11 protein-coding genes and 1 tRNA gene are annotated in these 12,455 nt (G+C 42.0%); 6 read left to right on the top strand and 6 right to left on the bottom strand.

Going from position 1 to position 12,455, the window contains the following annotated elements:
- Positions 1–367 precede the first annotated feature (367 nt).
- The 4 genes from xth (at position 368) to I8751_RS01010 (ending at position 4,541) form a co-directional block, all read left to right on the top strand.
- The gene (xth, locus tag I8751_RS01025) at positions 368–1,156 is read left to right on the top strand and encodes an exodeoxyribonuclease III (RefSeq protein WP_214437304.1); all 789 of its coding nucleotides are present in this window, start codon (positions 368–370) and stop codon (positions 1,154–1,156) included.
- A 314-nt stretch (positions 1,157–1,470) separates the two neighbouring features.
- Positions 1,471–2,235, top strand: coding sequence for an SDR family NAD(P)-dependent oxidoreductase (locus tag I8751_RS01020; RefSeq protein ID WP_214437303.1), 765 nt, complete (start codon positions 1,471–1,473; stop codon positions 2,233–2,235).
- A gap of 117 nt (positions 2,236–2,352) precedes the next feature.
- Positions 2,353–3,378 (top strand): alpha/beta hydrolase, encoded by a 1,026-nt coding sequence (locus I8751_RS01015; RefSeq protein ID WP_214437302.1) that lies wholly within the window; start codon positions 2,353–2,355, stop codon positions 3,376–3,378.
- Complete coding sequence (locus I8751_RS01010) at positions 3,345–4,541, top strand: DUF4336 domain-containing protein (protein WP_214437301.1); 1,197 nt, start codon at positions 3,345–3,347, stop codon at positions 4,539–4,541. Before I8751_RS01015 ends, I8751_RS01010 begins: the two co-directional genes overlap by 34 nt.
- A gap of 283 nt (positions 4,542–4,824) precedes the next feature.
- On the opposite strand, the gene I8751_RS01005 is transcribed toward I8751_RS01010, so the two are convergent.
- From I8751_RS01005 to I8751_RS00985, 5 genes are all read right to left on the bottom strand, one after another.
- Positions 4,825–5,253, bottom strand: coding sequence for an ASCH domain-containing protein (locus tag I8751_RS01005; protein ID WP_214437300.1), 429 nt, complete (start codon positions 5,251–5,253; stop codon positions 4,825–4,827).
- A gap of 117 nt (positions 5,254–5,370) precedes the next feature.
- Positions 5,371–6,456 carry a c-type cytochrome biogenesis protein CcsB gene (ccsB, locus tag I8751_RS01000; RefSeq protein WP_214437299.1) on the bottom strand — a complete coding sequence of 362 codons (1,086 nt, stop codon included), beginning with the start codon at positions 6,454–6,456 and terminating at the stop codon, positions 5,371–5,373.
- Between the two features lie 225 nt (positions 6,457–6,681).
- Positions 6,682–8,415, bottom strand: a complete 1,734-nt coding sequence (locus I8751_RS00995) for a DUF3352 domain-containing protein (RefSeq protein WP_214437298.1) — start codon at positions 8,413–8,415, stop codon at positions 6,682–6,684.
- A gap of 335 nt (positions 8,416–8,750) precedes the next feature.
- Positions 8,751–9,380 (bottom strand): chorismate lyase, encoded by a 630-nt coding sequence (locus I8751_RS00990; protein WP_214437297.1) that lies wholly within the window; start codon positions 9,378–9,380, stop codon positions 8,751–8,753.
- A 126-nt stretch (positions 9,381–9,506) separates the two neighbouring features.
- Positions 9,507–9,587, bottom strand: a tRNA-Leu gene (locus tag I8751_RS00985).
- A 493-nt stretch (positions 9,588–10,080) separates the two neighbouring features.
- Here I8751_RS00985 and accC point away from each other — a divergent pair.
- Positions 10,081–11,424 (top strand): acetyl-CoA carboxylase biotin carboxylase subunit, encoded by a 1,344-nt coding sequence (gene accC / locus I8751_RS00980; RefSeq protein ID WP_214437296.1) that lies wholly within the window; start codon positions 10,081–10,083, stop codon positions 11,422–11,424.
- Between the two features lie 149 nt (positions 11,425–11,573).
- On the opposite strand, the gene I8751_RS00975 is transcribed toward accC, so the two are convergent.
- Positions 11,574–11,867 carry a YggT family protein gene (locus tag I8751_RS00975; protein WP_214437295.1) on the bottom strand — a complete coding sequence of 98 codons (294 nt, stop codon included), beginning with the start codon at positions 11,865–11,867 and terminating at the stop codon, positions 11,574–11,576.
- A gap of 370 nt (positions 11,868–12,237) precedes the next feature.
- Here I8751_RS00975 and psbX point away from each other — a divergent pair, with 370 nt between their 5' ends.
- Positions 12,238–12,357 (top strand): photosystem II reaction center X protein, encoded by a 120-nt coding sequence (psbX, locus tag I8751_RS00970; RefSeq protein WP_214437294.1) that lies wholly within the window; start codon positions 12,238–12,240, stop codon positions 12,355–12,357.
- The last annotated feature ends 98 nt before the right edge of the window (positions 12,358–12,455 follow it).

Here is a 12,455-nt window from a genome sequence, read left to right as displayed (position 1 = left end):
TTGACATTTAAATTAACCTAATTGACTTTTAAAAGCGCAATATTTGTTAACTGTACTGTCAAACACTACTGATATATTTAAGACCAACAGCCGTAGCAACCTAGCGACCATACCTTATAAAATATAACTTACCTTTTACGAGTTTCATCTATCGCGGGGATCAGAATTAGTTAGAATTTTTTGTAGCGAAACTTACAAAATGGTAGATTTTGTAGCTGTAAATACTAAAATATAGGACGGGATCAATTTATTGCAAAGTCAAATAAGGGAAAATCAGGGTAAAAGGAGAAAGATTACAAATATTAAAGAATCATGAACAAGTAATCATTGAAAATTCATTATTTATATGGATATTGCTAACTAACTAATGAAAATCGCTACTTGGAATGTCAACTCAGTTCGTACTCGTTTAGAACAGGTTATCGATTGGCTCAAACAAAATCCTGTTGATGTCCTTTGCTTACAAGAAACAAAAGTTATAGATGCCGATTTTCCGCGATCGCCTTTTGAAGAGTTGGGTTATCACGTTTATTTATCAGGACAAAAAGCTTATAACGGTGTAGCCCTAATTAGTGGTAAACCCCTTGTAGATGTAACAACTGGTTTCACAGCGATTTTGAGCGATCAACAGCTGGAATGGGATGAGCAAAAGCGCGTGATTACAGGTGTAATTGATGGTATTCGGATTGTAAATCTGTATGTTCCCAATGGCGCAGCAGTAGGAACTGAAAAATATGCATACAAACTGCGTTGGTTGAAAATACTACGAGAGTATTTGCGATGTCTGTTGCTGTTACAAGCTGATATTTGTGTATGCGGCGACTTCAATATTGCCTTAGAAGCCAAAGATATTCACGATCAAGTGAGTCCAGACAATCATATTATGGCTTCCGAACTAGAGCGCCAAGCCTTACGCGATATTCTGGCAATGGGATTTGCCGATGCCTTTCGCAAATTTACTACAGAAGGTGGACACTACAGCTGGTGGGATTATCGCGCCGCCGCCTTTCGTCGCAACTTAGGTTGGCGGATTGACCATCACTATTTGACACCAGTGCTATACGAACGTGCAAAAAGTTGCATTATCGATGCAACACCCAGAAAACTGACCCAACCCAGTGACCATGCACCGGTAATTGTGGAATTGGCGATATGAGTAAGATTGAGGATTGGGAAAATGTTTTCTGAAGTAGCAAGTGTATTAAAAGTCAAGCGATCGCAAAGGCTACTTCCAAGTAGAAAAACTTAAGCGTCATACCACTTCATGGGGTGAGTGTTCCCTCGACATGGAGCGCGATATCCACCTCAACAACTCAATCCTTGGAATCTCGCTTAATCCTGTTGCCTACAATGGCTCGATTTCCTATGATTCTCCTAGCGTCACTTTCAAAACTGACCTCAAAAAATCGCAAACAAGCTGTATCAGGCATTTAAGGGCATCTGCGGCTGGATAGAAGGCAAAATAAATTAATGCTCAACTTCAATTTTCTAGGAAAAAATGTACTGGTTACAGGTGCTTCGCGGGGTATAGGAAAGGCCGTAGTCACTGCTTTTGCCCAAGCAGGTGCGCGTGTAGCAGTTCATTACCATCAGCAAACAAAAGCTGCCCAGCAGGTTCACCAATCCTTGGTAGGTACAGGGCACATTTTGGTACAAGCTGATCTGGCGAATCCTGTTGCTATCGAGCAAATGGTCAATCAAGCGATCGCAGAGTTGGGACATATTGACGTTTTAGTTAATAATGCTGGTATCTATCAAGAACATCCCCTTCAGCCAACCAGTTATGAAGATTGGCAAGTTGCTTGGCAACAAACAATTAATGTTAATTTATTAGGTGCAGTCAATGTATCTTACTGTGTTGCTCAACACATGATTGAACGCCACAACGGCCGAATTATTAATGTGACTTCTCGTGGTGCATTTCGAGGGGAACCTAGAGCTACAGCTTATGCAGCTAGTAAAGCGGGTCTTAATGCCTTTAGCCAATCTCTCGCCTTACATCTAGCCCCTCATAATATTTTTGTGAATGCTGTGGCTCCTGGTTGGGTAGAAACTGATATGTCTCAAGCAACACTAAAAAGTCCTGCGGGTGAAGCGATTCGACAGCAAAGCCCTTTAAATCGTGTAGCAAATCCAGAGGAAGTTGCCCATACTATTCTCTTCCTCGCTTCTGAAGGTGCTGAAATGCTCACGGGCGCTATTTTAGATGTGAATGGAGCTAGTTATTTACGGTAATTATTTGCTAAATTCAGTGATCACAGAGAAAATCAACAATATACCATTTGCTAGATTCGGTAGGCTCACTGAGTTAAGAAAATAACGAATAGATGCAGAAGTACGACAAATCATAAAATGGAAGTTGGTATTCTCAAGACAGCACAGATAATTGAGCAAGTGCATCAATCAGAGTTGGCGCTGGGGCTGAAAAATGAAGCCTGTCGGTCAAAATTCTTCCTTTATCCCAACTCCACACCAAAAGTTTGTCTATTCTTGCATGGTTTTACAGCAGGCCCTTACCAGTTTGAGCCAATTGGCGAAGCTTTTTTTAAAGCGGGATACAACGTTCTGGTTCCCCTACAACCGGGTCATGGACGCTCAGGTAAATGGAATCATCAAAATCCTCCACCATTGCCAACAGACATTAAAATTTATCAACAATTTGTACTGGAGTGGTTACAGATTGCCAAAACACTAGGTCAACAAGTCGTAGTCGGGGGATTATCAACGGGTGGAACCCTAGCTGCATGGTTAGCTTTAGAGCATCCCCAGGAGATTGGCCGCGCCTTATTGTTCACACCTTTTTTAGGTAGTCGTTATTTATTATTTGATTGGCTAATCAAAACTCTACCAATTTACTTTGAATGGTTCAACAAAGATGCACCTGGCAATTTTGGCTATAAAGGTTTTTGTTTAAAGGCGTTACGAATATTTCTAGAATTGGGAGAGCAGCTTTCAAAACAGGCACAAACGTGCGTTCTTGCCCCGATATTAATGGTATGCAGCGAGGCAGATAAAGCTGTTAGTCGCTCGAAACAGCAGGACTTTTTTACAAAAGTACTCAGTCAGCAACCAAAATCTTGGTATTACTGCTTTGACGATTCGCTTCACATTGAACACCGAATGATGACAAAATTAGAAGACAATGATTATGAGGAACTGGTAATTACCCTTGCCAAAGCGTTTGTTGAGAGTAATTTAACTTGGGCACAATTTCAGCAAATAGCGAAGCGAATAACTCAAGGAGAGGTTTATGAATCTATCAAGCAAGAGTTAAATCTTGATGGTCAAGCTTCCCAGCAATTATCTGCAATGATGACTCAACGTTTTGGTTGTGATCATCTCGAATGTATCAATCCATCGGAGAAAAAATTCATTTGAGAGACTTTTCTTGGTCTTTCTGGTTCACGTTGCCACTTTATCCCTATGGCAAGCGGCGGACAATCTGTAAAGAAGTAGTTAAAGACACAATTTGGACTTTTGATCAACTCCAGGGTATCTTCTACGTTGTTGTGCCTATTCGCATGACCGTAGTTAAGTTAGACACTGGAGGTCTGCTGGTTTATGCCCCGGTAGCGCCAACTCCAGAGTGCCTCAGGTTGGTCAATGAAATCGTGGCAGAACATGATGATGTTAAATATATTATTTTGCCTACTGTCTCTGGGCTAGAACATAAGGTGTTTGTTGGCCCCTTTGCTAGGCGCTTTCCTAATGCACAGGTGTTTGTAGCTCCCAAACAATGGAGTTTTCCATTAAACCTACCCCTAAGTTGGCTGGGTTTACCTCCCAAACGTACCCAGGTTCTTCCTGAAGACAGCAGCCAATCACCCTTTGCTGATGAATTTGACTACGCAATTCTTGGCCCTATAGAACTAGGGCCTGGTAGGTTTGCAGAAGTAGCATTCTTCCACAAGCGATCGCATACACTTTTAGTCACAGACTCAATAATTTCTATACCCGAAGATCCACCTGCGATCGTTCAATTAGATTCATATCCTCTACTATTTCATGCCAAGGATCAAGCCTCTGATCTAGTCGCCGATAATCAAGCTAACCGTCGCAAAGGATGGCAGCGCATCTCGCTATTTGCTTTATATTTTCAGCCTAGCATGTTAGAGATTGTCGAATGGGGTAAAGTCTTTCGCAATGCCATTCAAGCACCAGAACGCTCTAAAAAAGCTTATTTCGGGTTATTTCCCTTCAAATGGCAGTCAGAGTGGCAGCAATCATTTGATGCACTGCGGGGGAAAGGTCGTTTTTTTGTAGCACCAATTTTACAGACGCTCATTCTCAACCGCGCGCCTCAAGAAACTATTGACTGGGCTGATAAAGTAGCAAGTTGGGACTTCCATTCGATTATTCCCTGCCATTTTGACTCACCAATTCCAGCAGAGCCGCATCAGTTTCGCCAAGCATTTTCTTTTTTAGAAAAGCATAGTAGTAGCAGTTTTCCCTTGCCGGAGGAAGACTTTCAACTACTTAAAGCCATCGATACGGGCTTAAATCAAATTGGAATTGTACCGCTAGCAAAGGAGAAAGTTTAGTTGAGATATTCAAAATACGGCGTTGCTGAATTATGATATAAAATTCAAAAATTCAGTCTTCTCAACTCTTATTCTCTGCGGCTCTGTCTTGAAAAGTTTGTTACAGAGGGAAACCAACGCCACTTGCTACAAGTCGGCGGCACTTCCTTCAAGTCGGCATAGCCGCCCAACGGAGTGCCTTGGAAACCCGCCCAAAGCAGTGGCTCCTCCTGACAACTTTTCGCTGCGACTCTGCGTGAGATCAATTCATATTTTTAAACGCAAAGTGACGCAGAGTTAGTAATTAATGAAATGTTGTATTAAGTAAATACTCTCGTATTTGTTCCGATGCTAAAGTAAAAGCTACTTTTTCTGCATCTGTCTTTGCTCTCCAGAATATAGCTTGCTTTCCCTTCACTCCTTCTACAGGACGGTTAAACTTTATAGGATTTACCAGATGGTAAACATAATTTCCTGGAGAACCAACACAACTAGTAATTTTTACTGCACCAACTATTGCACCGCGTTTGACTGTTGTCGGGTCGATGCCATAATCAGCAAAATAATCATCATTTTGTTTTGACTGAGATGGGTGTATTAGCACCCATCCTCTACGATGCGTTGATTGTGAACGATATTCCGCTTTTTTCTCACCCATACAGATGGCATAAGCGAATGGAGCATGGATACTAATGGCTTTTAGCTTTGGTGGATAGTTTATTTCGATATTCATCAAATTGTAAAAATCATCAAAAATAATTCGCTATCAATATAGGCGCGTTTTTAATGAAATTTATCAGATAAAATATACACCCTAGCCTCTAACCCCTAGTTCCTAGCCCCCTTTTAACTAAAAGAACCAGCCGTAAGAATGCAAACCTTTACCTAAAAGATTCACACCCAAATAGCAAGTCCAAACAACGACAAAGCCACTGGCTGCTAAAATTGCGGGACGACGACCTTGCCAACCACGAGTAATTCGAGCATGGAGATAAGCAGCGAAAACTAACCAAGTGATTAATGCCCAGGTTTCTTTAGGATCCCAACTCCAGTAAGAACCCCAAGCTTCATTAGCCCAAACAGCGCCAGCAATAATGCCAATTGTCAATAGGGGAAATCCTAACCCAATGACGCGATAGCTAATGTTATCGAGAGTTTCAGCTAGGCTAAGGCGCTGGGGTGAAAAAGGTTCAGAATTTTGGATGAGAGATTGTTGACTTGAAATTGGAGTTGTGATTACTGCTCCCAAAACAGCAGTATTACTGTTACCGTTACCGTTACCGTTGCCGTTGTTATTACTTTCAAAGCGAACAAAACCATTGTTTTCTACAGGAGGTGTTGGGGGTGGAGAAACTAGCTCCCCTGCTTTGTGTAAGCGATAACCGTTACTACGGTAGCCACCAGCGCCAACAGAACTGCCTTGTAATTGAATGTTTTGTCCGCGAGTCACAATCAAAAAAGCGATCGCTAACAATGAACCCACCATCAAAGCAGCATAACTTAACATCATGACGCTGACGTGCATCATCAGCCAATTTGATTTCAATGCAGGTACTAATGGTTCTGCAACTTGCATTGTGGATGGCAATGTCAGGGTAGCAAAAGCAGTGATTCCCATAGCCACAGGGGCTGTAACCACTCCTACCAAGCGGCTACGGCTGGTATTTTCGGCAATCAGATGAATGGTAGTAATTCCCCAGGTCAAGAAAAACAGAGATTCATACAGATTACTGAGAGGAAAATAGCCAGCTTCTATCCATCTTGCCCCTAATAGGGTTGCTATACACAAATTGGCGATCGCCATCCCGGCTGTCCCTAACGCAGCAGTTGCTGGTAGCTTCGGAAAAGCTGCTCCTACCCAATACACCAACATAGTCAGGAATAAGACAGCAAAGGAGGCATTGTCCAGCCAGTTCTGGAGTCCAACCAAATTCATAAAGCACTCTCCCCAGTAGATTTCTTAAAATATTGATTTCTGACTGTTCTGATCCTATCTGCTTACAGGCTAACGGGCTAAAAAGAGTTAGGAGTTATATAGCAGGGTACAGGGAACAGCTTTGAAAGTCTCCTGCTATCCAGGTTTTCTGATTAGTTGATGTACTAACCTACCTGTCCATTGCCATAAATCCTAACTCCCTACTCCCAACTTTTCCCATAAACATCATGGAGATGGCGTAATAGCAGGTGTAGGTACACCTGAGTTCCTGACTTTTTTGAGTGCTAAAAAGATATCATAGCGGGTACTACGATTGTCACTGACAGCAGCTGTCACCCCAATTGAACGTGTTGCAGCTAGTAAAGTACGTTGATTAGAAATCAGATTTGGTAAAGGGAAATTTTTTACGGTGCGTTCTACATCCATAAAAAATTGACCATTTGTAGGATTGGGTTCTGTCGGCACTGTTTGCTGGAAGGGAACAGTATTAGCTAGGGTATTGTTGGGTTTGGGAACAATTTTATCTGTGATGGGAGCGCCAATTACCAAAAAAGCAATATCTTTATCTAACCAGCCGTGAGTGGCGGTTAAAGTCCCAAAAGGTGAAACCCAGTTAACAACAGGTTGACCTGCTACTGTTCCTGGTTGTATCTGGAACTGATATTGATTTTTCATCACATCATCCAGTTGTTTTAAGGATGTTTCAGCTAATTGGCGATCGCTTGCCTGTACCATGAACACTAAACCTGCTCGAAAATCCTCTGGGGTATCATCTTTTGGTTTATTAGGAATTACTGACACAGAAAACTCGCCTTTCATCCAACTGAGAAAATCTCGATCTAAATCAAGATTAGTCAGAGATTTTACGCCAGATCGTAACTGCTCTGGTGTTATAGGCGATAAGGGATTTCCTTGGGATGTTAAAACATAGTCTCCCCATAACCGTTTTAAGTTTCCGCCAGACAGCATCATTAAGGTTTCAGCTGGTACGCGGTTTTGCATTTTTCCAGCTTTATTTTCTACCGCTAGCACGCGCTGACTATTAGGGTTAAGCCACGAAACACCTTTTAAACGTATACCTCCAGGTTCTAAGGCAATTGTGCCTGCTAAACCTTGATTATTTTGCAGTTGAGCTAAAACTTGTGCTGGTAAAGGACGGTTGGGAGAGATAGTAGCTATTTTGGCAGCTGTTGGCACATTAACGTAAAATTGTGCAAAAGGTTGGTCACTAAAAATTTTAGGAAAATTTTCGGTAAATCCTGCTGTATTAGCTAAAGATGCTTTATTTTTATAGGCATCTATTGCTCGCTCTGTGGCTTTGAGACTATCAGTAATAACTAAGAAACGTTCGTCTATTAATGTTGCAGAGAGATTTTCTCCGGCTTGTCCGTTTGTTTGTTTGATGGCAAACCCCTGATATGTGCGGTCAATCCATTGGCCTTGTTTGGGATTTTTCGCTTTTGCCCAAATGCTTTTGGCTGTTTGAGGATTTTTTACAGGCAATACCATAACCATCGATTGCTGAGCGCTAACAGCATCTCCATTCACAGCCACAGGTTTAACGGCAGGTTTATTTCCTTGAGGAGCCAGAATTGCCAGGGTGATTTCATCGCCTACCCAAGGTTGAACATCTTTCTCGAAGTTGTAACCATTTTGAGTCAAAAAGCGATCGCGCAGCTGGAATATACTTTTATCAAGTGCGGCTTGGGTTTCTTTTGTCCCAAATTCGTGCATTTGCTGCCATTGTTGAGGATCTGTAGTGAGAGAAACTGCAAACAGCGCATCTTGAGGAATAATATTTGCACCAACTGGCAAATCTCTAGAAAGTTGTTGTCCCTGGTTGAACAATCGGTACGCTACACTTCCCCCAGCAATCAATAACCCAGTAGCCGAGAGCGTCAGCACCAGAGATGGTTTCTTCTTTTTCTTCATTGGAACAGACACAACAGGCAGTGCCATTAAAACCTCTACCTCATACTTGCGAACTCATTATTTACTTGATTGGTTATGTAAACCAACAGGTTTGTCTTTATCTAGGGCAGTCAATTACTTAATTTTTACACCCTCAATTCTGAATGATACTTAGGTAATAATACTTTCCTAATATCCCTAAGATTCATTCCAAAGCAGTGTGTTTATAGCTAGTTAACCTTTTTAACATGCTTTGTTGAATTTTACAGGACATTTTTTAGCATGGCTCTCTTTAAATAGCAATTTCCTGGCAAATGAATATTATTCCCAACACTCTGAGAATAAAACTACTACAAGTTTTAAATTATTGCTTGGAGATGATCTTATGTTTTACCATTGGTGGAATCTACCTGCATGTTACCTAAATATTTAGTTAAATAAGGCGAAAAAACCTCATAAATTAGAGTTAATGGTTGTCCATGATGCCAAAATAAATAGTGGCGACCCCAGAACGGCCCAGTCTCATTAAAGCCTGACTGGAGCGCAGCTGAGTAACCATAGTAAATTCCTCGTACATCCCGATACAACTCTGTGCGGAGACGAGCTAAACTTGCCCAAATCGGTAATGAACGGTTTTGTAAATATTCATCCACATGACTAGCTTCCCACCAAGAAGTAGCATAGGCTAAGCGCTGACCTGAAGCAGTACGTAACCATACCTGTCTTCTGAGTCGTGGCCCTGGTACGGCTTGAATTAAATCTGGCGCATAATCTAAATCCGTACCAATTAAAGACATGTCAATTACATCTACTTCTGTTGGTTCACCTGTAAGCAATTCTAAGTGCCTAGTTGGTGAGCCATCGCCTAAAAGTAGCATTTGCCAAGTTGGTGCCAACTGAGAATGAGGCAAACCTTGTTGAATAACTTCCTCCCCACCTTGCCAAATCGGAGTGAGGCGATGCCACGCTGCTGGCAGTGTTGAGTTGTTTGATGGAGTAAAAGTTGCAGTCAATGTTCTTTACAAAAGTTCACCTATTTCTATAAAAGCACAAAAGACCAGTACTAAGTCTATAACCATAGTCAAAAGTCAACAGCTTCAGGTTTTTAACCATTGACCGTTGACTATATAGTTATAAAATGCGGATGGCGAGACTCGAACTCGCAAGGCAAAGCCACACGCCCCTCAAACGTGCGCGTATACCAATTCCGCCACATCCGCATGAGTTGTCTAAAAAGAGATTATAACACAAAAAAATAAATATATTTTAAGGCAATACCGAATTTGTCAAAATTTACCAAAAATTTAAGTTTAAGCGTTCATACATTTCCCGAAGGTGGATATCAGACAGACAGAAATATAGTAACTCTACAAGCGATATTAAATAAGGGTATGGCTAGTGTGAAATTTATTAGCAGGCTGCGGGCAGGAAAGCTGTCGTTACTACGGTAACGCTGTTTGAGCCACAAACCAGCTCGTGGATCGCCTAAAGCCTAGTTCGGCAAACTAACTAAAGAACAGCAACTGCCTGCAATGTTGTTAGTCTAGTTAAGACCCGTAGAGGCAAAAAATCAAATCCTACAGAGAGCATCTCAACTCGCCTGGGGATGAGGTTAAGGAACCTCCTGTCATAATTTGAGATAAAGCGAAAGCGTTGTTGTCAATCGGATGGGAGACAATGTCAATCTACTGGTACTAATATCGAAGCTAAAAAATGAAGTTTGACAAAATATTAATTGCCAACCGAGGCGAAATCGCCCTTCGCATTCTCCGCGCCTGTGAAGAAATGGGAATCGCCACGGTTGCGGTTCACTCCACCGTTGACCGTAATGCTCTTCATGTTCAACTTGCTGATGAAGCAGTTTGCATTGGTGAACCTGCGAGCATTAAAAGTTATTTGAATATTCCCAATATTATCGCTGCCGCTTTGACCCGCAATGCTAGTGCCATTCATCCTGGTTATGGATTTTTGTCAGAAAATGCCCGATTTGCGGAAATCTGTGCTGACCATCACATAGCTTTTATTGGCCCAACTCCTGAGGCTATAAGGCTAATGGGGGATAAATCCACCGCCAAAGAAACTATGCAAAAAGCTGGTGTACCAACGGTACCAGGTAGTGATGGACTAGTAGAGTCTGAGCAAGAAGGATTAGCATTTGCTAAAGATATTGGTTATCCCGTAATGATTAAAGCCACAGCTGGCGGTGGCGGACGGGGTATGCGTTTGGTGCATTCTGAAAACGAATTTGTCAAACTCTTCTTAGCTGCTCAAGGGGAAGCAGGAGCTGCCTTTGGTAATTCTGGCGTTTATATAGAAAAATTTATTGAACGTCCGCGCCACATTGAATTTCAAATTTTGGCTGATAACTACGGCAATGTCATTCATTTAGGCGAACGAGACTGTTCAATTCAACGTCGTAATCAAAAGTTATTAGAAGAAGCTCCTAGCCCTGCCCTTGACCCAGAACTACGTGAAAAAATGGGGTACGCTGCTGTCAAAGCTGCCCAATTCATCAACTTTACTGGAGCAGGCACTATCGAGTTTCTTTTGGATAGAAGTGGCAAGTTTTACTTTATGGAGATGAACACCCGCATTCAAGTTGAACATCCTGTAACAGAGATGATTACCGGAGTAGACTTGGTTGCTGAACAAATCAGAATTGCCCAAGGAGAAAGACTTAAGTTGACTCAAGATCAAGTAGTTTTACGGGGTCATGCTATAGAATGCCGTATCAACGCTGAAGATCCTGACCATGATTTTCGTCCTGCACCAGGGCGTATCACCGGCTATCTACCTCCTGGTGGCCCTGGAGTCAGAATTGATTCCCACGTTTACACTGATTACCAGATTCCTCCTTACTATGACTCCCTAATTGGTAAATTAATTGTTTGGGCCCCCGATCGCTCGACCGCTATTAACCGCATGAAGCGCGCACTGCGGGAGTGTGCCATCACAGGACTGCCTACCACAATTGGGTTTCATCAAAGAATTATGGAAAACCCACAATTTTTGCAGGGTAATGTCTACACCAATTTTGTACAGGAGATGAATATTTGAGGAACTAGGGAGCAGGGGAGCAACAAGAGGGGGTTAAAGTGTAAAGGGTAAAGGATGAAGAAACAAGCCCTTTAACCCTGCTCCTTATCCCCAAAGGGGGCCCCATCTTCCCCTTTACCCCTTGCCCCTTCTTACCCATGCCCCATGTGCTAACTCATACGAGATAACATAGTGAGCAATCCTTGCTGACCTAAAAGAATTTCTCGCAGCAGGCTGAAAATACCAACCCAAATAATAGGGGTAATATCCACTCCACCTATAGGTTGCACTAGTTTTCGCAATGGCACTAAAAAAGGTTCAGTAGGCCAAGCTATAAGATTAAAGGGCAAACGATTCAAATCCACTTGCGGATACCAAGTGAGAATGATGCGGAAAATAAACAAAAAAGTCATCAGTCCCAAAACAGGGCCTAAAATCCAAATAGTCAAATTAACACCAGTCATCGGCTTGAACTACCATCTGTGAGTAAAGAAAACGTTTGGGCAAAAGCCAGAAACTTTGAAGCTTTGTAAAGCAATCTCTCTATATATTTTATTTCAATCCCTGATATGGATTAACACAGAACTGTTTTTGTCCTGGAATGCTAGAACCTTAAGATGTGTTTCGGTAATTATGTACTGCTGACTTAGGTGCATTGTATTTTATTCACGTATCAGCCGTTATCACCACAAGCAAGCAAATTACCTGAAATAGTTAAGCTAATGTTTTGTCAGGACAATTACTCAGTGTGGTACCTCATAGCTAAAGGCTTATCAAGGAAGTGATACACCATACTAGAATTAGGATGAAGTGTGTAAAAAAAGGTTGAGAACTATGACGCCTTCTTTAGCAAATTTTCTTTGGAGTCTGGCTTGGGGTGCTGCAATTGTCGTTATCCCTGCTACTGTTGGTTTGATTTTCATTAGCCAGAAAGATAAAATCCAACGTTCATAATTTTGGGAGGGGGAGTCAGTTCGACTCTCACAACCCATTGTCTGTCAGCGATCTACCAATCCTCCCACCTAGGACAAGGTATACTTAACTGACAGACA

Origin of the sequence: Atlanticothrix silvestris CENA357 (genome assembly GCF_016056295.1) — a bacterium.
Lineage (GTDB): Bacteria > Cyanobacteriota > Cyanobacteriia > Cyanobacteriales > Nostocaceae > Atlanticothrix > Atlanticothrix silvestris.
This window is presented reverse-complemented; position numbering and strand designations above follow the sequence as displayed.